The organism is Salinicola endophyticus, assembly GCF_003206575.1.
GTDB lineage: Bacteria > Pseudomonadota > Gammaproteobacteria > Pseudomonadales > Halomonadaceae > Salinicola > Salinicola endophyticus.
In genome coordinates, this window is record NZ_PZJO01000007.1 from 65,427 (window position 1) to 86,543 (window position 21,117).

Below are 21,117 nucleotides of genomic sequence, written 5' to 3' on the forward strand. Positions count from 1 at the left end.
CGGATGAGCCTCGGCGGCGCTCAGAGCGTCATCGCGGCGATCCAGCCGAACACCAGCAGCGGCACGTTGTAGTGCAGGAAGGTGGGCACCACGCTGTCCCAGATGTGGTCGTGCTGGCCGTCGGCATTGAGCCCCGCGGTCGGCCCCAGGGTCGAGTCGGAGGCCGGCGAGCCGGCGTCGCCCAGCGCCGCCGCGGTGCCCACCAGGGCGATCGTGGCCAGCGGCGAGAAGCCGAAGTTGAGCGCCAGCGGTACATAGAGCGAGGCGATGATCGGGATGGTCGAGAACGACGAGCCGATCCCCATGGTGATGAACAGCCCCACCAGCAGCATGATCAGCGCCGCCAGCCCCTTGTGGTCACCGATCAGCGCGGTGGAGCTGCCGACCAGGCTGTCGACCGCGCCGGTCGCCTGCATCACGCTGGCGAAGCCGGCAGCGGCGATCATGATGAAGCCGACCAGCGCCATCATGCGCATGCCTTCGGTGAAGACGCTGTCCTGCTCGTGCCAGCGGAAGACCCCGGTGAACGAGAGCACGGCGAAACCGAACAGCCCGCCCAGCACCATCGAATCGGTGTAGAGCTGCACCAGCACCGTGCCCGCCAGCGACACGAGCAGCAGCAGTTTCTGCCATAGCGCCAGTCCGCCGGCGCTGGCCGCCGGATCGTGCTCATCGGCCGGGCTCTCGCCGACATAGGGCAGATCCTCGTAGTGGCGCTGGCCGCGATAGCTGAAGAACACCGCGGTGAGCAGCCCCAGCGCCATGCCGCCGATGGGAATCGCCATGGCCAGTGGCACCTGCGATGCCTGCACCTGCAGCCCGTAGGCGGCGCCGCTGGCGTTGACGTTGCTGAGCAGGATGTCGTTGAGGAAGATCGCCCCGAACCCCACCGGCAGCAGCATGTAGGGCGCGGTGATACCGAAGGTGATCACGCAGGCCACTGCGCGGCGGTCCAGCTTGAGCCGATTCATCAGCCCCAGCAGCGGCGGCACCAGGATGGGGATGAAGGCGATATGCACCGGTATCAGGTTCTGCGAGCTGATCGCCGCCAGCAGCAGACAGCCCAGCAGACCCAGGATCACGCTGCGCCGCGACGGCCCGCTGCCATCCAGCGCCAGCTTGCCCACCGCCCGGTGGGATAGCCACTGGGTGATACCGGAGCGCGACAGCGCCACGGCAAAAGCCCCCAGCACCGCGTAGGAGAGCGCCACCGTGGCGCCACCGCCCAGCCCGTCGTTGAACGCGGTGAGGATCGTCGCCAGCGGCAGGCCGGCATACAAGCCACCGACCAGCGCCGCCACGATCAGCGCGAAGACCACCGATACCCGGGCCAGACTCAACGTGACCATCACCAGGATGGCCAGAACCACTGCATTCATGCGTCGCCTCGACTCTCTGCTTCATGACGCCGGCGCCAACGGCCGACCCTACGCGCGAAGCCGCCGATGATATCGCTACAGGCCGCGAACGCCAGGGGAAGCCACGATTTTCCTCCTCTGCCGACGCCTCCAGGCCTCGGGTCACATCGGATTGGCAGCGGTCACTCGACCCACCTAGATGGCGAAAAGGCGCGAATGGTGGCGAAAACGATCACAGACACTCAGAAACCAGGAGGATCGTCGCAATATGGCCGATCCAATGCCTGCGGCCTGCACGCCTCGCACCGTACGGCACGCACCAGCCCCTGGACGCCATCCCCTAGACGACGCCAGCCCCTGGAAACCAGAAGGGCGGCCCGGTGGGGCCGCCCTTCTGGATGTCACAGGCTGATATCAGCCGCCCGAGGCGTCGCTCAGCTCGCCTCGTTGGGGTGCGCCGGGTACTTGCGATCCTCCGGTGCCGGCGGGAAGTACTGATAGAGCCAGGTCTCGCTGACCGTCTTGCCATCGGCGTTGAGGGTCAGGCGCATATTGATCGGATCCGTGGAGTCGCTGGTCGGATACCAGTCGAACTGGATGCGGAAGGCGTTGACCTCCTCCACCCACAGGATCTCGACCTGCTCGACCTTGCCATCGGGCACATCGAGCTGGGCGTGTACCGGAATCCCGTCGTCGTAGAAGTGCTTGAGCTCGCCGCCGACGAAGTCGACCGCGATACGCTGCGCCCACACCTTGGGGTAGTGCTCGCCCGGCGCCCACCCTTCGGGGAAACCACCGATACCGGTGAAGGTCTTGCGCACCCGTGCCAGGTCGCTCTGCACCGGCGGCAGCGCGCTCCAATAGAGCTTGTAGCCGTAGCTGAAGGTCTCGCCGGGTTTCACCGGCTTGGCCGGCTTCCAGAACGCCACCACGTTGTCCATGGTCTCGCCGGTGGTGGGGATCTCCAGCATCTGGATCTCGCCCTTGCCCCAGTTACCCTTGGGCTCGACCCACAGGCTCGGACGCGCGTGGTAGTTGCCGACGATATCTTCGTAGCTCTCGAAGTCGTGATCCGTCTGCAACAGCCCGAAGCCCTTGGGGCTGTCGTCGTCGAAGGTGTTGAACTGCAGCCGCGGCGGGTTGTTGAGCGGCCGGCACACCCACTCGCCGTTGCCGCGCCACATCGACAGGCGGTCGGAGTCGTGGATCTGCGGGTGGAAGGTCAGGCACATGTCACGCTGCTGGGTACCGCAGCTGAACATGCTGGTCATCGGCGAAATGCCGAGCTGGGCGATCGTCTCACGCGGGTAGAGATGGTTGTCGATCTCCATCACCACGCGGGTCTCTTCGCAGTGGATGATGAAGCGATAGGCCCCGGCGAGGCTCGGTGAATCGAGCAGCGCATAGGCGGTGAAGGTGGTGCTGCCCGGCTTCGGCGTTTCGAACCAGAAGCGGGTGAAGGCGGGGAACTCCTCGCGCTTACCGTCGGTATAGGTGTTGACCGCCACGCCGCGTGCCGACAGGCCGTACTGATAGGTGTCGTCGACCGCGCGGAAGTAGCTGGCGCCCAGGAAGGAGACGATGTCGCGCTGGGTCAGCGACGGCGCCTTGAACACGCGGAAGCCGGCGAAGCCGAGATCGCCCTGGCCCTCGAGCTGGGAGACATCGACGTCCGCCTTGCTGTAGTCGAACAGCTCCGGGCGGAAGTGGATCTCCTTGGCCTGCTGCGTCTCCGGGTCGATCGAGTACATCCGCACCGGCTGATTGAAGGCCATGCCGACATGGAAGAACTGGATATCCAGCGGCCCCTTCATGTCGTGCCACAGCGAGTGGGCCGGATCGTAGCCGATGGCGTTGTACTGCTGCGGCGTGAGGTTGGCCAGCGTCGGTGGCAACTTCTCGACCGTGCTCTGGTAGGGCTTCGCCGCCAGCGAACCGGCGTACTGCTTGAGCCAGTCGAAACTGAATGCCTGCGACTTGCCGTCGGCGATACCGCTGGATGCCTTTGCCGCCGCGAACAGTGGCGCCGAAGGCACGCCATACCAGGCCGCCAGTGCAATGGCACTTTTCAGTACACTTCTACGATCCATGAACACCCCATCCTTTTTGCGTCTCGAGTCCGACCTCGGTGGACCAACGATTGGCAGCATACCCGATCGTCGCGCGCCGGGCTGCATCGATAAAATCCCATGATAAGACGCTGGTCGGGCAGATGGGTTCCCGTCGATGGCCGGTCGAGGGAGCGGAATCGACGGCTACCGTGAGCACGGGGCGAATAACGGGGGTAGATGGGGTAACGCCGGAAAGGTCGACAGATCGGGGCTGGCCGGCGTCGGGGCGACGCCGACCAGTGCAGCGGCAGCGCGCGGCTCAGTCGCCGAGGCCGGCGGAGAGCGCGGGCTGTACCACCTCGATCCAGTAGCCGTCCGGGTCCTTGACGAACACCACGTTGGGCATCTTGCCTTCGTTGGCGCGCTTCTTGAATTCGACATCGTTGGCGTCGAACCAGCGCTCGGCGGCTGCCAGATCCGGCACCGCGAAGCAGATATGACCGAAGCCCTGGGGCTCGGCGTTACCGTCGTGATAGCTGAGCTCGGGGTCGTTCTCGCTGCCCCAGTTGTGGGTCAGTTCGAGCACGCCCTTCTGCGAGAAGGTATAGGCGGTGCGCTCGGCGTCATCCTCCGGGACCTCTCCCGCCTCGGCGTGACCGAGAAAGTAGAGCGTGAACTGCATCTCCGGGAAGTCGAGCTTGCGCAGCAGACGCATGCCGAACACCCGGGTGTAGAACGCCAGCGAAACCTTGGGGTCCTTGGCCCGCAGCATGGTGTGGTTGAACACGAAGCCCTGACTCTCGGCAGTGGCGGGCTCGACGCCCGGCACCTGGTCTTCGGCGATACTCATGGGCACTCTCCTGCTGTGTATGATCGATAATGATGCATGCGCGGCGCGACCGGGCTGAATGCCGTTCGCGACGACAGCATCTGGTGCTTGAAAACCTATAGCCTTGAAAACCTATAGCCTTGCAGGCCTGTCGTAGAGAGATGGGGAGCGTACCCCCGCGTCTCAACCGGGCAGGGGCAACGCGCTGTTGCCTGCCCGCGGCCTGCTCTACACTCCTGACAAACCGGCGCGAGACGAGTAGGCATGGCGACACCCGCGACACGCTGTTCTGCGACAACCCCGAGTGGCACATCCATCAAGGCCCCTGTGCGAACCTTAGGCTGGCTACTGCTCTGCACTCTGCTGCTACTCGCTGCCGGCTGCAGCACCCAGAAGGCGATCGTCACCCGCGACAGCGGCCCGGCGATCGACGGCGACAACCTTTCGATCTCGCGCATCCTGGTCATGGCAGCGGCCAAAAATGCCCTCGGCACGCCCTACCGCTGGGGTGGCAGCACCCCCGCCGGCTACGACTGCTCGGGGCTGGTGCAGATGGCCTACGCCAAGATCGGCGTACAGCTGCCACGCACCGCCAACCAGCAGTACCACGCCCTGCCCGAGATCGATGTCGCCCGCCCCGGCGATCTACTGTTCTTCGGCGGCGGCAACCGCGCCACCCATGTCGGCATCTACATGGGCCACCGCCAGATGATCCACGCCCCCGGCAGCGGCCGCACGGTGACGGTCTCGTCGCTGGACGTGCGCTACTGGCGCAAGCACTACCTGGGGGCAGCGGCCCCGACCGACTGACTCCGCTCACCGCGACGCCAGCGCTGGCGGTCCTGCTGCGCCGACAGTCCGAAGCAGCGTCGATACTCGCGGCTGAACTGGGACAGGCTGGCATAGCCCACGCGCTGCGCCGCCAGCGTCACCTCCAGCCCCTCGCCCAGCAGCAATCGCCTCGCCTCCTGCAGCCGCAGCCGCTTCTGATACTGCAGCGGGCTCATCGCCGTGACCGCCTTGAAGTGATGATGGAAGGCGGACACGCTCATGTGCACGCCGGCGGCCAGCTCGGTGATCGTCAATGGCTCGGCGTAACGCTCGCGCAGCCGCCGCACCGCCGCTGCCACCCGGTGAGCGTGGCTCTCCTGGCTGGCGATCTGCGCCAGTCGTGCGCCCTGCTCACCGCGCAGCAGGCGATAGAAGATCTCCCGCCGCAGCATCGGTGCCAGGACGGCGATGTCCGCTGGCGTCTCGAGCAGCCGCAGCAGGCGCACGCAGGCCTCCAGCAGCGGTGTTTCCAGGTCGCTCACGCTGAGCCCGCCCGCAGTCTCGCCGGTGGCGATGGCGGGTAGCCCGGGATCGCGCAGCAGCTCACCGATGCACTCGAGATCCAGATCCAGGCGCAGCCCCAGATAGGGGCGTTCGCGGCTGGCCTGGGTGACCTCGGCCAGCACCGGCATATCGACCGCGGCGAGCAGGCTGTGCATGGGGTCGTACTCGAACAGCGTCTCCCCCACCGCCAACTGCTTGGCGCCCTGGGCGATCACGCTGAAGACCGGGTCGTGAATGACGTGGCGCGGCGGCTGCGGCGCATCGAACCGATTGATGCCGAGCCCGGGGATCGCCGTGGGCAACTTGCCCTGGCGCCCACGGGTCAGACGATCGAGCAACTCGATCAGCTCCTGGCGCAGCGCCTGGGCGTTCGCAGCAGCCGTCTCCTGACGTGCCGACATCGCCATCTCTCCCATCCGATAAAGCCGCACGGCTCTCCCCTCCTGTTCTGTCGCGCCAGGAACAGCTTACGCCAAGCCGAAAGCCGGTGTGGCGGCCATCAAGACGACAAAGAGTTTTGAGCAAATATCCGACCGGATCGAGCCAGTCTCCGCGACCGGGCTTGACCATACTGGGGTGGCAGCGGCGACGCTCGACGTCGCGCCCTTCATTCTCGTGTCAGGAGCTCTCCCCATGCGTTACAGCAAGCTCGGCAATACCGGCCTGTTCGTCTCCGAACTCTGTCTCGGCACCATGACCTTCGGCGGCGACGGTGACATGTGGCGCCAGATCGGCGATCTACAGCAGGCGGACGCGGACAAGCTGGTCGGTCGCGCGCTCGACGCCGGCATCAACTTCATCGATACCGCCGATGTCTACTCCCAGGGGCAGTCGGAAGTGATCACCGGCCAGGCGCTCAAGAACCTCGGCGTGGCGCGTGACGATGTGGTGGTCGCGACCAAGGTGTTCGGCCCCACCGGCACCGACGACCCCTACCGCTCGACCGGGGTCAACAATCGCGGCGCCTCGCGCTACCACATCATGGAGGGGGTCAAGGCGAGCCTGAAACGGCTGCAGCTCGACCATATCGACCTCTACCAGATCCATGGCTTCGATCCCGCCACGCCGATCGAGGAGACCGTGCGCGCCCTGCACACGCTGGTCGAGCATGGGCACGTGCGCTACGTCGGCGTCTCCAACTGGGCCGCGTGGCAGATCATGAAGGCCCTGGGGATCGCCCAGCGCAACGGCTGGCACCGCTTCGAATCGCTGCAGGCCTACTACACCGTGGCCGGACGCGACCTGGAGCGCGAGCTGATCCCCATGCTCGAGAGCGAGGATCTGGGGCTGATGGTGTGGAGCCCGCTGGCGGGCGGCCTGCTCAGCGGCAAGTACTCACGCGACGGCGAGGCCCAGGCCGGCAACCGCCGTACCACCTTCGACTTCCCGCCGGTCGACCGCGAACGCGGCTTCGACTGCATCGACACCATGCGCGAGATCGCCGACGCCAAGGGCGTCTCGGTGGCCCAGATCGCCCTGGCCTGGCTACTGCACCAGCCGCGTGTGACCAGCGTGATCGTCGGCGCCAAGCGGCTCGATCAGCTCGACGACAACATCGCCTCGACCCAGGTCACGCTGAGCGACGACGAGCTGGCGCGGCTCGATCAGGTCAGTGCCCTGCCCGCCGAGTACCCCGGCTGGATGCTCGAACGCCAGGGCGACTACCGCCGCGAGCAGCTGCGCCAGGCGCACAAGCGCTGATGCCACACAGAATCCGGCCAGGGGCTTGAGAAACACCGACAGCGCTACCACTTCAGAAAGAGAACGACATCCCGGGCCGGCGCTGCCGCCCGGGATGTCGGGCATGTCGTTAGCGCCAGCGGTTGTTTCACACCTTCTCGGCGCTGCGTCATGATGAGCGTCCGATTCCGGCTTCACGGCCACCCCAGGTCAACAGGCAAACAGGAGAGTGTCATGGCGTTACAGCTCGGCGATACCGCCCCGGACTTCACCCAGGAGAGCACCGAAGGGCCGATCTCGTTCCACCAGTGGGCCGGCGACAGCTGGGTCATCCTGTTCTCCCACCCGGCCGACTTCACGCCGGTGTGCACCACCGAACTCGGCGAGGTCTCGCGCCTCAAGCCGGAGTTCGAGCGCCGCAACACCAAAGCGATCGGTCTCTCGGTCGACCCGCTGGACGACCACCAGCGCTGGGTCGGCGACATCGAGGAAACCCAGGGCTGCGGCCTCAACTTCCCGCTGTTGGCGGATGCCGACCGCTCGGTGAGCGAGGCCTACGGCATGATCCACCCCAACGCCAGCGGCACCAACACCGTGCGTTCGGTGTTCATCATCGATCCGGCCAAGAAGGTGCGCCTGACCATCACCTATCCGCCCAGCACCGGGCGTAACTTCTCCGAGATCCTGCGCGTGCTCGACAGCCTGCAGCTGACCGACGGCTACAAGGTCGCCACCCCGGTCAACTGGCAGGATGGCGACGACGTCATCATCGTGCCGTCGATCGACAACGAGAAAGCCAAGGAGCTGTTCCCCAACGGCTGGGACGAGAAGAAGCCCTACCTGCGCGTGACCAAGCAGCCCAACAAGTAAACCGGCTGCCCAGGCGCACCAACAAGCCACAGAAAAATGCCCGCGCTCGATGAGCGCGGGCGTTTTTTTATCTCGCTGTTTCACCTGCCGGTTTCGCTTCCCGATTCCGCCTTGCTGGATAGCGCCCGCAGCGAACGCCAGCCAGCACTCGGCGAATGATCAAAAAGTCGGCGAGCGCAGAGCGATCAACGGCACATCTTCAACAGTGCGAGCAGAACGGCTTCAGCAACGTGAGCAGGACTTCAGGGCCTTGCGCTCGGCGCTGGTCAGGCGCGGCCGCGCCTCGCGGGCCGGCAGACGCAGCATGGCCGGGCGCGCCAGCATCATCACCATGACACGCACTACGTGGGCAACCACGTAGATAGCCACGGCCATGATGATCAACGCCTTGATGCGCCCTGAGATTTTCACGCTGCGTCTCCTTGCAAGAGAGGTACTGGGGGGATTGGCAGCAAGGATATAATCACGAAAGTGTGACGGAAAATTGAAGGCATCGATAATCGGTATGCGGGCCATCGATGAGCTCGAACGCCCCCGACGAGCCGCCCTCCTGCACCAGCCGCGTGAGCAGATCGAGAGCGGGTGTCGCGGCCCATCGGCGGCCACGACACCCCGCGCCCGTGCAACCGAGCCCGGGCGCTGGCTTGCTAGGCCGCGAAGCGCGGCATAACGTCGCGAATGAAGCGTTCCAGCGAGCGCTTCTTCTCCTCGAACGACAGGGTATTGTCGGTCCAGTAGCTGTACTCGGTAATGCCCAGGGACTCGTAATAGCGCAAGCGCTCGGTCAAGGCGTCCGGCGTCCCCACCATCATGTTGCGATGCAGGCTCTCGAGGGTGAATTCAGGGTTGTCGGCCACGCTCTCGGGGCTGACCGGGGGCATGTAGCCATCGGTCACCGGCGACTCGTTCTTGAACCAGCCAAGGAAGTGGCGATAAAAGCGGTTGAGCCCTTCGGCACCGACCTTCCAGCCCTCCGGATCGTCTTCCTCGTGGACATAGGTGTGGCGCAGCAGCATCAGCTCAGGCCGCGGCACCTCAGGATGCTTGGCGCAGGCAGTATCGAACTTGTCCGCCAGGTCGGCCACCTCCTCGTCCCCCTTCATCAGCGCCGTGACCATGACATTGCAGCCATTGGCGACCGCAAACTCGTGCGAGCTGGGGTCGCGCGCCGCGATCCACATCGGTGGCATCGACTGCTGGGGCTTGGGCACGCAGGTACTGGTAGGGAACTGGTAGACCTCGCCCTCATGGGCGTAGTCGCCCTGCCACAACGCCTTGATCGCCGGCACCATCTCACGTAGCGCGGCACCGCCCTCCGAGGCCTTCATGCCGGGCACCAGGCGGTCGAACTCGTACTGGTAGGCACCGCGCGCGATCCCGAACTCGAGACGGCCGTTGCTGATCACATCGAGCATGGCGGCTTCGCCGGCCAGGCGCAGCGGATCCCAGAACGGCGCGATGAAGGTGCCGGCGCCCAGCCGGATCCGCGACGTCTTGGCCGCCAGGTAGGCCAGTTGCTGGCTCGGACTGGGCGACGCCGTGTACTGCATGCCGTGATGTTCACCGATCCAGATCTTGTCGAAACCGCCCTGCTCGGCGATCTGGGCCAGTTCGCACAGCTCCTCGAACAGCTGCCGGTACTCTTTGTCCTGATAGCGTTCCATGTGCAGAAAGAGAGAGAACTTCATCATTGCCTCCAAGGTGAACGTGATGTGGTCATTGCTGCGAGGATGCGTAGCGTTTCGGGCTGGGACTGCGGCCGTCCTCGATCAGGGCCTTGAACAGGCAGAAACACATCAGCAGCAGTACCACCGAGAAAGGCAGCGCGGAGGCGATGGCCGCGGTCTGCAGCGCCTGCAGCCCACCGGCGACCAGCAGGACGGCAGAGGTCGCACCGAGGAAAAGCCCCCAGAAGACACGCTGCAGCTGCGGCGGATGCGCCTCCCCGCGGGAGAGGATGGTGCAGATCACCAGGGTTCCCGAGTCGGCCGAGGTGACGAACCAGGTGATGATCATCAGCGTCGCCATGCCGATCATGGTGGTGCCGAGCGCGCCACCGGCGACGGAGTCGATGGTGTGGAACAGCACCGAGGCGAGATCCTTCGACGCCAGGTTGGCCAGATCGACGCCGGCGAAGAACTGCAGGTGCAGCGCAGTACCACCGAAGATGGCGATCCAGGCTCCGGCCGCCAGCAGCGACGCCGCCATGCCACCGAGCAGCACCTGCCGAATGGTGCGACCGTAGGAGATCCGCGCGATGAACATGCCCACGAACGGGCCCCAGGAGAGCCACCAGCCCCAATAGAACAGGGTCCACCAGCTCTGCCACTGGTCACTGGGATCGGTATTGACCCACAGCCCCATCGGGATCATGTGGAGCAGATAGCCGCCGATCGTCTTGCCGAAGGTGGTCAGCAGGAAGAGCGTGGGCCCAGCAATGATGAAGAACGCGAACAGAATCATGCTGAGATGGATGTTCCATTCGCTCAGCAGCCGAATCCCCTTCTTCAGCCCCGAGACGACCGACAGCGTCGCCAGCACGCTCACGATCACCACCAGAACCACCTGGTGCGTGGTGCTGATGCTCAAGCCGAAGAGCTGGTTGAGCCCGGCATTCATCTGCGCCACCCCCAGCCCCAGCGTGGTCGCGGTGCCGAACAGGGTGGCAAAGATCGCCAGTAGATCGATGGCATGACCCAGTGGGCCATAGATGTGGCGTCCCAGTAGCGGATAGAACGCAGAGCGGATGGTCAACGGCAGGCCGCGCCGATAGGAGAAGTAGCCGAGCATGGCTCCGATCAGGATGTAGATCGCCCAGCCGTGCAGGCCCCAGTGGAACAGCGTGATCTGCAGCGCCTGCTCGCCACTGGCCAGTGATCCCGCCTCGATCCCCGCCATGCGCTGAAACGGATTGCCCTGCATATGGGTGAGTGGCTCGGCGATGCTGAAGAACATCAGGCCGGTGCCGACCGAGGCGCTGAACAGCATCGCGAACCAGCTGAACCACTTGAATTCGGGTCGATCCTCGTCACGCCCGAGGCGGATGCCGCCCCATGGAGAGAGGATCAGCACCACGGCCGCCAGCAGCACCAGGTTGACGGTGGCGATGTAGTACCAGCCCAGCCGCTGGGTGATGAAGTTCTTGATCGAGGTATAGGTCGCCTGAGCCGTATCCGGCATCAGCACGGTAAAGAGAATGAAGGCGATGACCATGGTCGTCGCTGCCACCGTGGTCGTGACGTCGACGCCAGCCAACGGCCCGGATCGAGGAATGTCCTCTCGCGTGTCGTGCATCTGCCTCTCCTGTCGGGAGCCTCGAGCCGAACCGGTCCCACCGCTGTCAGCCGAAGCGCATCATTGTTTTTTGGATTTTGGTATACCGTAATACAAAACCTTAAACTCAGAGAGACATCCAGTCACCTCAAAAAAGGCCCCCTGATACCAAAGTTCAATTCGGGTCTGCCGCGAGATTCGCTGTCGATTCATGGGGTTTGACTTTCTGTATTATGGTATGCCAAGAATAAAAACGATCGCAGTGCCGCGCGCCGGCCTGTTCACCAGCTCAAGGGAGAGCGCCATGAGTTTCGAGATTCGCAAGATCGTCAGCTACCGCGAGACCACCTTCATCGAAGGCGGCCGCGCCGGCGACAAACCCGTGACCATGCTGGGTATCGCCGCCGTGGTGACCAATCCGTGGGCCGGCCGGGGCTTCGTCGAGGACCTGAAGCCCGAAATTCGGCAGCACTGCTCGGCGCTGGGTGAAGAGATCGTCGCGCGCCTTCTGCGCGAGATGCCGGGCGATACCATCGAGGCCTACGGCAAGGCGGCCGTGGTGGGTGCAGAGGGCGAGATCGAGCACGCCTCGGCGATCATCCATACGCTGCGCTTCGGCAATCACTACCGTCGTGCGGTCAACGCTCAGAGCTATCTCAGCTTCACCAACAAGCGCGGCGCCCCGGGCACATCCATTCAGATCCCGATGATGCACAAGGACGACGAGGGCTTCCGCTCGCACTACATCACGCTCGAAATGCGTATCGAGGATGCCCCCCGCGCCAACGAAATCGTGGTCGCGCTGGGTGCCGCCGACGGCGGCCGTCTGCATCCGCGGATCGGCAACCGTTACCAGGACCTCGAGGAGCTTGCGGCGGAGGGTGATACCGGACAATGAGTTCCCGGGACGCGAGCATGCACACCCACCAGGCGCGCGAGACGCCAGCGGGCACGCGCTACTGGCGGGCGGGCCATGGCCCCAGCGTGGTGCTGATCCATGGCGTCGGTCTCGATGCCACGATCTGGTCGGCCCAGTTCGCGGCGCTGGCCGAGCGCTACGACGTCATCGCCTACGACATGCTGGGCCATGGCGCGAGCCCGCGGCCGCCCTCCGGCTGCACGCTCGAGGATTACGCCGCCCAGACCTGCGAGCTGATGGATGCCCTGCAGATAGACACGGCAGCGATCGTCGGTTTCTCGATGGGTGGCCTGGTGGCACGGCTGATGGCGCTGGATCACTCCCAGCGCTGCTGGGCGCTGGTGATTCTGGCCAGCGTCTTCGAGCGCAGCCCGAGCCAGGTCGAGGGCGTGGGCGAACGCCTTGCACAGGTGCGTGCCGAGGGCCCGGCTGCCAACGTCGATAGCGCCATCGAGCGCTGGTTCAGCCCCGCCTACCGCGCCACTCATCCACAGGCCATCGCGCGCATTCGCGACATGGTGGCCAGCAACGATCCAGACGGCTACACCGTCAGCTATGCGCTGTTCGGCAGCGAGCACAACGTCGGTCGCGACCGTCTGTCACAGATCGATGTGCCGGTTCTGGTCGCCACCGGCGACGACGACCCGGGCTCGACCCCGGCCATGGCCCGGCGCTTGAGCCAGCGGCTGGCCAACGCCGAGTGCCGAATTCTGCCGGCCATGCGGCACATGTTCGTGATGGAGCATCCACGCGTCGCCACCGAGCTGATCGCCAACTTCCTCACGATCCACCATTCCGCTCACTCGCGTGGAGAGATGCAGTCATGACCCTCGAGCACATGCAGATGTACATCGACGGACAGTGGTGCGATGCGCAGGACGGCGCCACTTTCGAGAGCTTCGATCCGGTCACCGCCGCGCCCTGGTGCCGCTTCCCAGATGCCGGCGAGAAAGATATCGACAGCGCGGTAGAGAGTGCCCACCGCGCCTTCAGACAGGGCGAATGGCCGACGCTGACTGCCTCGCGCCGTGGCCAGATGCTCAACCACCTGGCCGACCTGATCGCCTCGGAAGCCGAGACGCTGGCGCAGCTGGAGAGCCGCGACAACGGCAAGCTGATCCGCGAGACCCGCGGCCAGGTCGCCTATCTGCCGGCCTTCTTCCGCTACGCCGCGGGGATGGCCGACAAGGTCACCGGCGATACCCTGGCGCTGGACAAGCCCGACATGTTCGGTGCCACGGTGCGTGTGCCGCTGGGCGTGGTCGCTGCCATCATTCCCTGGAACAGCCCGCTCTATCTGACCGCGATCAAGCTCGCGCCAGCGCTGGCAGCGGGTAACACTCTGGTCATCAAGCCCTCGGAGCACGCCTCCGCCAGCCTGGTCGGACTGCTGCGGCTGGTCGAGCGCGCCGGCTTCCCGGCGGGCGTCGTCAATCTGGTGACCGGCTACGGCGCCACCGCCGGCGCCGCCCTCACACGCCATCCCAAAGTGCGCAAGATCGCGTTCACCGGGGGCACCGAGAGCGCCCGTCATGTGGTCCGTGGCAGCGCCGAGAACTTCGCCCAGCTATCGCTGGAGCTCGGCGGCAAGTCGCCCAACATCGTCTTTGCCGACGCCGATCTCGACAGCGCCGCCAACGGTATCGTCGCCGGCGTCTTCGCCGCTGCCGGGCAGAGCTGTGTCGCCGGCTCGCGGGTGCTGGTCCAGGAACAGGCCCTGCCCGCGCTGCTGGAGACCCTGCGCCGGCGCGCCGAGACCATCGTCATCGGCCGCCCCGACGATCCCGCGACCGAGATGGGCCCGATGGCGACCCAGGCCCAGCTCGAAGCGGTCGAGCGCCGCGTACGCGATGCCGAAGCGCAGGGCGTGGAGCTGATCTCCGGTGGCCACCGCCCCCCGGGCGATGCCGCGGGGTGGTACTTCCAGCCCACCATCCTGCTCACCCGCGATCCGCAGGCGCGCATCGTGCGCGAAGAGGTCTTCGGCCCGGTGATGGTGGTGATGCCCTTCCGCGACGAGGCCGAAGCCCTGGCGCTGGCCAACGACTCCGACTATGGCCTGGCCGCGGGCATCTGGACCCGCGACGTGGCACGGGCGCACCGACTGAGCCGCGATATCCGCGCCGGCATCGTGTGGGTCAACACCTACCGGGCGGTCTCGGCGATGGCGCCCATCGGCGGCTTCGAGGCCAGCGGCTACGGCCGCGAGTGCGGCCCGGACAGCGTCAAGGACTACACCGAACTGAAGACGATCTGGATCAATCTCTCCGATGAGCCGATGCCAGACCCCTTCGTCATGCGTTGAGAGAGAGGAGACCGTCATGACCCTGAGCGTTAGCGACAACTACAAGCGCGTACTGGGTTCGTTCCCCAGCGGCGTCACCGTCGTCACCACCCTGGATGAGCAGGAGCGCCTGGTCGGTTTCACCGCCAGCGCCTTCTCGGCCGTCTCCATGGACCCGCCCCTGGTGCTGGTCTGCCCCGCCCTGACATCGGACTCCTATCCGGTGATCTGCAGAAGCGGGCGCTTCACCATCCATATTCTGGGCCACGACCAGGAAGAGACCGCTTACCGCTTCGCCTCCAAGCGCCCCGACAAGAGCGCAGGCATCGCCTGGGAGCGCTCGCCGCGGGGACATGCCATTCTCGCCGGCGCTGCCGCCTACCTGGAGTGCCGGCTATGGGAGAACTATCCCGGGGGCGACCACGCCATCATCGTCGGCGAAGTCGAGCACCTGACGCTGTGCGATGACAGCCCCGACCCGCTGCTCTACTGCCGCGGCATGATGAGCCGACTGCCCGAGGCGCTGACCACGCGCCCGTGCGGCTAGCCGCGGCGGGCCCCGGCGCCATGCTAAGATCGAGCTCTCGAGGCGCGTGCGTCGGCCCTGCCGACGGCGGCCTCTCGCTCGCTCAATCGGACGCCAGGGACACGTCAGCGATGAAAAGAACCCCCATGGACGACAGCCTCAAGGTCACCCGCCCCCAGGTCACCCTGCGCGAAATGGTCCTCGAAAAGCTCCGCGAAGCGATCATGAACTTTCAGTTCCTGCCCGGAGACCGCCTGGTCGAGCGCGACCTGTGCGAACGCCTCGGCGTCAGCCGCACCTCGGTACGTGAAGCGTTGCGTCATCTGCAGGCCGAAGGCCTGGTCGAGCAGTGCGGCACCCGCGGGCCACGCGTGGCGGTGATCTCGCTGCAGGACGCCCGCGATATCTATGAACTGCGCTGCAGCCTGGAGAGCCTGATCGTGCAGCTGTTCACCCAGAAGGCGACAGCCGTGCAGATGGCTCAGCTCGACGCCGCCTGGGAGGTGCTCAAGGCGCATCTGCGCAGCGGCAAGACGGATGCCATCGTGGAAGCGGTCAGTACCTTCTATGGCGTGCTCTACGACGGCTCCGGCAACCGCGTCGCCGGGCAGCTGCTGGCCCAGTTGCAGGCCCGCGTGAGCTATCTGCGTGCGACCACCGTCTCGCGCTCGGGGCGCTATCGCGAGAGCTTTCGCGAGATGTCGCGCATCGTCGAGGCGATTCGGGCACGTGACGCCGCCGCGGCGCATCAGGCGTGTGTCGCCCATATCGAGTCCGCCAGCCTCGTCGCACTGGAGATGCTGGCCGAGCGCGACGGTGTCAGCGCCGACCCCATCACCCCACCCTTACCGGTCGAGAACCTGCCGTGAATCCACGCCACCCCGCCGCCCGCCACTGCCCCCAGTGCGGCCATGCGCCGCTGGAGCAGTGCGTGCCGCCGGGCGATACCCACCTGCGGTTACGCTGCCCGGCCTGTGCCCACCTGATCTATGACAACCCGCGCGTCATCGCCGGCGCGATCATCGATGAAGGCGGGCGCATCGCGCTGTGCCAGCGCGGCATTCCGCCCGGCGTCGGGCGCTGGACACTGCCGGCGGGGTTCATGGAGCACGGCGAGAGCGTCGAAGAGGCCGCCGCGCGGGAGGTGATGGAAGAGACCGGGATGCGGGTCGAGATCCGCTCCCCCTACTCGATTTTCAGCGTCCCGCCGACCAACGAGATCTATTTGATCTACCGCGCCACCCTGGTCGCCCATGAGACCGAGCCTGGCCCCGAAAGCCTGCAAGTGCAGTGGTTCGGCGCCAATGATCTGCCGTGGCAGGAGATCTTCTATCCTGCCATCGGCCAGATTCTCACGCGCTACTTCGACGAAGGCCTTACCGGCCGCCACGGCGTCTACAGTGGCAGCATGGAAAGCGGGCACATTCACTTCATCTCTTGAGAGCCATCCTCTGCCCCTTGCGGCGCCAGCGTATCCACCACTTCCAGCCCGAACCCCGCCAACCCGCGGTAGGGGCCCGGCGCGCCCAGCAGTCGTATCCGCGTCACGCCAAGCCGCGCCAGAATCTGCGATCCCGTGCCGGTGCGCGCCTTGTCGCGACGCAGCCTGGTCAGGTCACCCTGCTGTATGTGCACGGCCCGTGACAGCAACGACGCCGGCGAGTCCTGATGCGCGAGGATGACCACCACCCCCTCGCCCTGCGCGGCGATCGTTTCCAATGCCTGCCACAGCGTCCAGCCGAGCGGCGCGCCGGGCGCCCGCGCCCCGACCAGATCGCGCAGCGGATCGGTGACATGGACATACACCGGAAAAGCGCGCTCGGCATCGGGCGCGCCCATCATCAGCGCCAGATGAACCTCATCGTCGACGCTATCGGCGAAGCTGTAGAGTTCGAACCGGCCATGCACGGTGTCGAGCGCCTGGTGGCCGACGCTGGCGATGGTCTGCTCGGTACTCGAGCGATAATGGATGAGGTCGGCGATGGTTCCGATGCGGATCCCATGCTGCCGGGCGAAGGCCAGCAGCGAGTCGCGCTTGGCCATGCTGCCATCCTCCTCCATCACCTCCACGATCACCGCGGCTGGCTCCAGGCCCGCCAGGCGCGCCAGGTCACAGCCGGCCTCGGTATGCCCCGCGCGCTGCAGCACGCCCCCTGGCTGGGCACGTAACGGAAAGATATGCCCCGGGCTGACGAGATCTCGCGGGCTGGCATCGGGCGCCACCGCGGCACGCACGGTGGCCGCACGATCGGCGGCAGAAATGCCGGTGGTGACGCCCTCACGCGCCTCGATCGAGACCGTGAAAGCGGTCGTGAAGCTGGAGCCGTTGTCGCGCACCATCAGCGGCAGCCCCAAACGATCGCAGCGCTCTCCGCTCAGCGTCAGGCAGATCAACCCGCGGGCGTGGCGGGCCATGAAATTGATCGCCTCGGCACTGACATGATCCGCCGCGAGCACCAGGTCACCCTCGTTCTCGCGATCCTCGTCATCGACCATCAGGACCATTTTCCCGGCACGCATGTCGGCGATGATCTCTTCGATCGTATCGAAAGGCGTGTCGTCACGGCAGGTGAGCGGCTTGGTAGTCATGGCGTGGTCCAGTCAGTGGGGAGAAGAGATGTCTTCCCACTCGTTTTGGCATACCATAATACAAAAAGCAATCGACGGAGAGCGACATGCCCAAGGCTTACTGGATCGCCACGGTCAAGATCACGCAACGCGAGCGCTACCAGATGTACCAGCAGCTGGCCCCCCCGGCCTTCGAGGCTTACGGTGGGCGCCTGCTGGTACGCAGTGATCAGCCCCAGGTGCTGGAGAGTCGCGACGGCCAGACGCCGGAACGCTGCGTGATCTTCGAGTTCCCGAGCCTGGAACAGGCACTGGCCTGCTATCACTCCGCAGAATATCGCGAGGCGCGCGCCGCGCGGCGTCATGCCGCGATGGTCGATATCACCATCGTGCCCGCCTGACGAAAAGCCATTTCGGTGTGCAGACTCGAGCACGACCGCCGTCTTGGCTCACCCAATGGATAGCCACCTCGACGTAGTCCCGTCACGAGTTCCTGCAGGGCTCCAATCTTTGAGTCAGCCTGTAGAATTTGATGTCGAGCACGGCGTATCCAAGACCGAGAAAACCTACCCTGACATCCGCGTGCCATGATGGCTTGGCACCCGAAGGCCGCAGGAACGGCTCCGGCATCGCCTGTGGCGTTCATCGACAATCCCCTACTAACCAGAACGCAGTGCTGGCTTAAACAATTGTCAGTTCTCGTACCGGTGAAGCTGGGTCACGCTGCTGCGGACATGGCCCGGACGCGGCTCTACCGCGTGCTGCCGGGCTTTCGGTCATCTTCGGGGAGAGAGAGATGTCAATCGTTCAAACGCTGGCCACAGCCGCACATCACTGGAACACCGCGGCACTCACCGACGAGGTGACACTGGCGACACGCAAGGCGCTGCTCGACTGGTTCGCCACGACCCTTCCCGGCACCACTCAGGCGCCGGCTACCCTGCTGGCCAGCGCCTTCTCCGCCCTCCCCTGTCAGGGCAATGCCGTGAGCTATGTCGACGGCACCCACCGCTCGCCGCGCTATGCGGCGCTGGTCAATGCTACCGCCAGCCATACCGTCGAGTTCGATGACATCTTCAAGGACGGCGGCTATCACCCCGGCAGCCCGACGATCGCCGCTGCGCTGGCCGTGGCCCAGGAGATCGGCGCCGAGGTACAAGCGCTGCACCGGGCAATCATCGGTGGCTACGAGCTCGGCTGTCGTGTCGCGCTCGCCATTCAGCCCAGTCATTATCGTTACTGGCACACCACGGCGACAGTCGGCACCCTGGGAGCCGCCACTGCCACCGCCATGCTGCTGGGCGGCAACGCTGAGACAATCGCTCACGCCGTGGCTCTCGCCAGCAGCTTCGCCGCAGGCCATCAGCAGAACCTGCAGGGCAGTGGCATGGCCAAGCCGCTGCACGCCGGCCATGCCGCCGAGGCAGGGGTGCTCGCCGGCTATGCCGCCAGCCACGGGGTCACCGCCTCTCTCGCCAGTCTGGAGGCGCCGGCAGGATTCGCCGCGGCCACCAGCGACTCGCCCGGCGACTGGCAGCGCGCGCTCGCCGGTATCGGCGAGTGGACGCCCATTACGCGCATGACGATCAAGGCGCACGGCTGCTGCGGACACATCTTCCCGGCCATCGACGGGCTGGCAACGCTGCTCGCCACCACCGGGACGCAGGTGGAAGCGATCACGCACATTCATGTCGAGGGTTACGCAGCCACGCACCAGATGTGCGACCGGCCCGAGCCGACCACCCCGCAGGAAGCACGCTTCAGCCTCCAGTACAGTCTGGCGACCTATCTGCTCACGCGGCGCTTGCGCCTAGAGGCATTCGCGCCCGAGACCCTGGTCCGCCGCGATATTCGCGCCCTGATGGAACGCATCAGCGTAGAGGAAGACCGCGAATTATCGGCGCACTATCCCACGCAAAGAATGGCCAGAGTTCACCTGACGACCACCGATGGACAAACCTTTTCGCACCTACAGACGTGCCGCAAAGGCGACCCCGAAAACCCGTTGTCACTGGAAGAACTCATCGCCAAATATGACGAATTGAGCCAGCAGGTTCTCTCCAAACACGCCAGCAAGGCGCTCAAGCGGAAGATCCTCGACACCCACGAGATGCCGGCGACGCTGGTGTGATATCCACCTGACTCTCAACGCGCCGCAAGAGGTGAGCCGGCGCGCCACTCTTGTCATAGACCAAAGTCTCATTGAATAAATCAGGCAATAAACACCCGAAGAAACTCTAAAAATATCTTGGCTCTGTCCTGACTTATCGTCGGTCGCGCCGTGAACGTCTGCTGTGTGAATCTGCTGCCGAGTCCATCGGACATCGATAACTCCACAAGCGACAATAACGGAGACACGCCATGCAGACTTCACACTTGCTACGTAAGACAGCCGTCGTCCTGGCGGCCACCGCCCTCTCCTTCGCTGGCGTCATCGGCTCGACGGCCATGGCTCAGGACAAGACCTGGCCCTCCGGCCCCGTCAAGGTCGTCATGCACACCAAGGCTGGCGGCTCTTCCGACGTCTTCATGCGGACTCTGGCAAAGTCGCTGGAGCCGGAAATCGGCCAGCCGGTCGTGGTCATCAATTCGCCTGGCGGCGCCGGTGCCGCACAGCTGGCGCGGGTTCGTGCCGCCGCGCCTGATGGCCTGACACTGGGAATCAACACCCTGACCCCGCTGACCGGCATGCTGACCAATCTCAAGGGTGTCTTCAGCCTGGACGACTTTTCCTGGATCGCATCGACCCAGGTCGACCCCAACCTCATCTGGACCGCCGAAGATTCGCCCTACCGCAACCTCAACGATCTGATCGCGGAGGCAAAACGCAGCGACAAGAAGATCAGTGTGGGCGGTTTCGGCTCGATCGGCTCCACCCAATACATTGCGCTCTCCATGCTCGAACGGGCCGCCGGTGTCGAGTTCGAATGGGTCGCCTTCAACGCTACCCCCGATATCGTCGCCGCAGTGCTGGGCGGACATATCGATGTCGGCATGTCCAATCTGAGTGGCGCCCAGTCCTACTTCGATGCAGGCCGCCTCCATGGTCTGGGCGTGCTAGCCGCGGACCGCCTGGAAGCACTCCCCGACGTCGCGACCTTCGAAGAGCAGGGCTATCAGGTCAACAACGACTGGGTCCAGGTCAGAGGCGTGTTCGGTCCGGCCGGCATCCCCGAAGAGACCCAGCAGCAGATCGCGGACGCCTTCCACAGGGCGATGAAAGACAAGAACTACCAGCAGTACGCGCGCAATTCCGGGGTGATCGACTCATGGATGGGCCCCGAGGCCTACAAGAAGTTCATCTACAGCATGAGCGACACCGCCGAGGTCGCGCTGGAAAAAGCCGGGGTCAAGTGAGACCTGCCGCGGCGCACCCGCGCCGCGGCCTGCCCCCACGCCATCCGACCAACTCACACATCGACTG

At 65.2% G+C, this 21,117-nt stretch carries 21 protein-coding genes; 13 read left to right on the forward strand and 8 right to left on the reverse strand.

Features of this window, described 5'->3' with window-relative positions:
- Window positions 1-20 precede the first annotated feature (20 nt).
- From DOM66_RS15255 to gloA, 3 genes are all read right to left on the reverse strand, one after another.
- On the reverse strand, window positions 21-1,379 hold the full coding sequence (locus DOM66_RS15255; RefSeq protein WP_110675993.1) for a Na+/H+ antiporter family protein: 1,359 nt from the start codon (window positions 1,377-1,379) through the stop codon (window positions 21-23).
- A 413-nt stretch (window positions 1,380-1,792) separates the two neighbouring features.
- Window positions 1,793-3,448 (reverse strand): glucan biosynthesis protein, encoded by a 1,656-nt coding sequence (locus DOM66_RS15260; RefSeq protein ID WP_110675994.1) that lies wholly within the window; start codon window positions 3,446-3,448, stop codon window positions 1,793-1,795.
- A gap of 280 nt (window positions 3,449-3,728) precedes the next feature.
- Window positions 3,729-4,259: a lactoylglutathione lyase gene (gene gloA, locus DOM66_RS15265; protein WP_110675996.1), complete on the reverse strand. Its 531-nt coding sequence runs from the start codon at window positions 4,257-4,259 to the stop codon at window positions 3,729-3,731.
- A gap of 306 nt (window positions 4,260-4,565) precedes the next feature.
- Here gloA and DOM66_RS15270 point away from each other — a divergent pair, with 306 nt between their 5' ends.
- Window positions 4,566-5,048, forward strand: a complete 483-nt coding sequence (locus tag DOM66_RS15270; protein WP_232825228.1) for a C40 family peptidase — start codon at window positions 4,566-4,568, stop codon at window positions 5,046-5,048.
- Here the strand turns inward: DOM66_RS15270 and DOM66_RS15275 are convergent.
- Window positions 5,018-5,974 carry an AraC family transcriptional regulator gene (locus tag DOM66_RS15275; RefSeq protein ID WP_245392458.1) on the reverse strand — a complete coding sequence of 319 codons (957 nt, stop codon included), beginning with the start codon at window positions 5,972-5,974 and terminating at the stop codon, window positions 5,018-5,020. The genes DOM66_RS15270 and DOM66_RS15275 overlap by 31 nt on opposite strands.
- Before the next feature lie 232 nt (window positions 5,975-6,206).
- Here DOM66_RS15275 and DOM66_RS15280 point away from each other — a divergent pair, with 232 nt between their 5' ends.
- The 3 genes from DOM66_RS15280 to DOM66_RS20010 all read left to right on the forward strand — a co-directional run bounded on the left by DOM66_RS15280 (window position 6,207) and on the right by DOM66_RS20010 (window position 8,282).
- Entirely contained in the window at window positions 6,207-7,274 is a 1,068-nt protein-coding gene (locus DOM66_RS15280) for an aldo/keto reductase (protein WP_110676002.1), read from the forward strand.
- Window positions 7,275-7,487: 213 nt separating this feature from the next.
- Window positions 7,488-8,123, forward strand: a complete 636-nt coding sequence (locus DOM66_RS15285) for a peroxiredoxin (RefSeq protein WP_110676004.1) — start codon at window positions 7,488-7,490, stop codon at window positions 8,121-8,123.
- A 36-nt stretch (window positions 8,124-8,159) separates the two neighbouring features.
- A complete protein-coding gene (locus tag DOM66_RS20010; protein ID WP_280951267.1) occupies window positions 8,160-8,282 on the forward strand; it encodes a hypothetical protein in 123 nt (40 codons plus the stop codon).
- Between the two features lie 63 nt (window positions 8,283-8,345).
- On the opposite strand, the gene DOM66_RS15290 is transcribed toward DOM66_RS20010, so the two are convergent.
- The 3 genes from DOM66_RS15290 to DOM66_RS15300 form a co-directional block, all read right to left on the reverse strand.
- Window positions 8,346-8,534: a hypothetical protein gene (locus DOM66_RS15290; RefSeq protein WP_110690769.1), complete on the reverse strand. Its 189-nt coding sequence runs from the start codon at window positions 8,532-8,534 to the stop codon at window positions 8,346-8,348.
- 236 nt (window positions 8,535-8,770) lie between these two features.
- On the reverse strand, window positions 8,771-9,811 hold the full coding sequence (locus tag DOM66_RS15295) for an LLM class flavin-dependent oxidoreductase (protein WP_110690770.1): 1,041 nt from the start codon (window positions 9,809-9,811) through the stop codon (window positions 8,771-8,773).
- A gap of 28 nt (window positions 9,812-9,839) precedes the next feature.
- Window positions 9,840-11,417 carry a BCCT family transporter gene (locus DOM66_RS15300; protein ID WP_110690771.1) on the reverse strand — a complete coding sequence of 526 codons (1,578 nt, stop codon included), beginning with the start codon at window positions 11,415-11,417 and terminating at the stop codon, window positions 9,840-9,842.
- 283 nt (window positions 11,418-11,700) lie between these two features.
- Here DOM66_RS15300 and DOM66_RS15305 point away from each other — a divergent pair, with 283 nt between their 5' ends.
- The 6 genes from DOM66_RS15305 to DOM66_RS15330 all read left to right on the forward strand — a co-directional run bounded on the left by DOM66_RS15305 (window position 11,701) and on the right by DOM66_RS15330 (window position 16,566).
- Window positions 11,701-12,294: an amino acid synthesis family protein gene (locus tag DOM66_RS15305; RefSeq protein ID WP_110676012.1), complete on the forward strand. Its 594-nt coding sequence runs from the start codon at window positions 11,701-11,703 to the stop codon at window positions 12,292-12,294.
- A 17-nt stretch (window positions 12,295-12,311) separates the two neighbouring features.
- Window positions 12,312-13,142: an alpha/beta fold hydrolase gene (locus DOM66_RS15310; RefSeq protein ID WP_110690772.1), complete on the forward strand. Its 831-nt coding sequence runs from the start codon at window positions 12,312-12,314 to the stop codon at window positions 13,140-13,142.
- Window positions 13,139-14,620 (forward strand): aldehyde dehydrogenase, encoded by a 1,482-nt coding sequence (locus DOM66_RS15315; protein ID WP_110690773.1) that lies wholly within the window; start codon window positions 13,139-13,141, stop codon window positions 14,618-14,620. Before DOM66_RS15310 ends, DOM66_RS15315 begins: the two co-directional genes overlap by 4 nt.
- A 16-nt stretch (window positions 14,621-14,636) precedes the next feature.
- Entirely contained in the window at window positions 14,637-15,146 is a 510-nt protein-coding gene (locus DOM66_RS15320) for a flavin reductase family protein (protein ID WP_110676017.1), read from the forward strand.
- 110 nt (window positions 15,147-15,256) lie between these two features.
- On the forward strand, window positions 15,257-15,994 hold the full coding sequence (locus DOM66_RS20015) for a GntR family transcriptional regulator (RefSeq protein ID WP_110676019.1): 738 nt from the start codon (window positions 15,257-15,259) through the stop codon (window positions 15,992-15,994).
- A complete protein-coding gene (locus DOM66_RS15330; protein WP_110690774.1) occupies window positions 15,991-16,566 on the forward strand; it encodes an NUDIX hydrolase in 576 nt (191 codons plus the stop codon). The genes DOM66_RS20015 and DOM66_RS15330 overlap by 4 nt, the downstream gene beginning before the upstream one ends.
- On the opposite strand, the gene ribB is transcribed toward DOM66_RS15330, so the two are convergent.
- Window positions 16,551-17,714 (reverse strand): 3,4-dihydroxy-2-butanone-4-phosphate synthase, encoded by a 1,164-nt coding sequence (gene ribB, locus DOM66_RS15335; protein WP_110690775.1) that lies wholly within the window; start codon window positions 17,712-17,714, stop codon window positions 16,551-16,553. The two genes, DOM66_RS15330 and ribB, sit on opposite strands and share 16 nt — an antisense overlap.
- 86 nt (window positions 17,715-17,800) lie before the next feature.
- Here ribB and DOM66_RS15340 point away from each other — a divergent pair, with 86 nt between their 5' ends.
- The 3 genes from DOM66_RS15340 (at window position 17,801) to DOM66_RS15350 (ending at window position 21,050) form a co-directional block, all read left to right on the forward strand.
- Entirely contained in the window at window positions 17,801-18,094 is a 294-nt protein-coding gene (locus DOM66_RS15340) for a DUF1330 domain-containing protein (RefSeq protein WP_110676025.1), read from the forward strand.
- Between the two features lie 395 nt (window positions 18,095-18,489).
- Window positions 18,490-19,824 (forward strand): MmgE/PrpD family protein, encoded by a 1,335-nt coding sequence (locus tag DOM66_RS15345; protein WP_110690776.1) that lies wholly within the window; start codon window positions 18,490-18,492, stop codon window positions 19,822-19,824.
- Window positions 19,825-20,054: 230 nt separating this feature from the next.
- Window positions 20,055-21,050, forward strand: coding sequence for a tripartite tricarboxylate transporter substrate binding protein (locus DOM66_RS15350; RefSeq protein WP_110690777.1), 996 nt, complete (start codon window positions 20,055-20,057; stop codon window positions 21,048-21,050).
- Window positions 21,051-21,117 lie beyond the last annotated feature (67 nt).

Coding starts and splice junctions, on each gene's coding strand:
- DOM66_RS15255 (WP_110675993.1), bottom strand. CDS start 1,379: ATGAATGCAGTGGTTCTGGCCATCCTGGTGATGGTCACGTTGAGTCTG.
- DOM66_RS15260 (WP_110675994.1), bottom strand. CDS start 3,448: ATGGATCGTAGAAGTGTACTGAAAAGTGCCATTGCACTGGCGGCCTGG.
- gloA (WP_110675996.1), bottom strand. CDS start 4,259: ATGAGTATCGCCGAAGACCAGGTGCCGGGCGTCGAGCCCGCCACTGCC.
- DOM66_RS15275 (WP_245392458.1), bottom strand. CDS start 5,974: ATGTCGGCACGTCAGGAGACGGCTGCTGCGAACGCCCAGGCGCTGCGC.
- DOM66_RS15280 (WP_110676002.1), top strand. CDS start 6,207: ATGCGTTACAGCAAGCTCGGCAATACCGGCCTGTTCGTCTCCGAACTC.
- DOM66_RS15285 (WP_110676004.1), top strand. CDS start 7,488: ATGGCGTTACAGCTCGGCGATACCGCCCCGGACTTCACCCAGGAGAGC.
- DOM66_RS20010 (WP_280951267.1), top strand. CDS start 8,160: ATGCCCGCGCTCGATGAGCGCGGGCGTTTTTTTATCTCGCTGTTTCAC.
- DOM66_RS15295 (WP_110690770.1), bottom strand. CDS start 9,811: ATGAAGTTCTCTCTCTTTCTGCACATGGAACGCTATCAGGACAAAGAG.
- DOM66_RS15300 (WP_110690771.1), bottom strand. CDS start 11,417: ATGCACGACACGCGAGAGGACATTCCTCGATCCGGGCCGTTGGCTGGC.
- DOM66_RS15305 (WP_110676012.1), top strand. CDS start 11,701: ATGAGTTTCGAGATTCGCAAGATCGTCAGCTACCGCGAGACCACCTTC.
- DOM66_RS15310 (WP_110690772.1), top strand. CDS start 12,312: ATGCACACCCACCAGGCGCGCGAGACGCCAGCGGGCACGCGCTACTGG.
- DOM66_RS15315 (WP_110690773.1), top strand. CDS start 13,139: ATGACCCTCGAGCACATGCAGATGTACATCGACGGACAGTGGTGCGAT.
- DOM66_RS15320 (WP_110676017.1), top strand. CDS start 14,637: ATGACCCTGAGCGTTAGCGACAACTACAAGCGCGTACTGGGTTCGTTC.
- DOM66_RS20015 (WP_110676019.1), top strand. CDS start 15,257: ATGAAAAGAACCCCCATGGACGACAGCCTCAAGGTCACCCGCCCCCAG.
- ribB (WP_110690775.1), bottom strand. CDS start 17,714: ATGACTACCAAGCCGCTCACCTGCCGTGACGACACGCCTTTCGATACG.
- DOM66_RS15340 (WP_110676025.1), top strand. CDS start 17,801: ATGCCCAAGGCTTACTGGATCGCCACGGTCAAGATCACGCAACGCGAG.
- DOM66_RS15345 (WP_110690776.1), top strand. CDS start 18,490: ATGTCAATCGTTCAAACGCTGGCCACAGCCGCACATCACTGGAACACC.
- DOM66_RS15350 (WP_110690777.1), top strand. CDS start 20,055: ATGCAGACTTCACACTTGCTACGTAAGACAGCCGTCGTCCTGGCGGCC.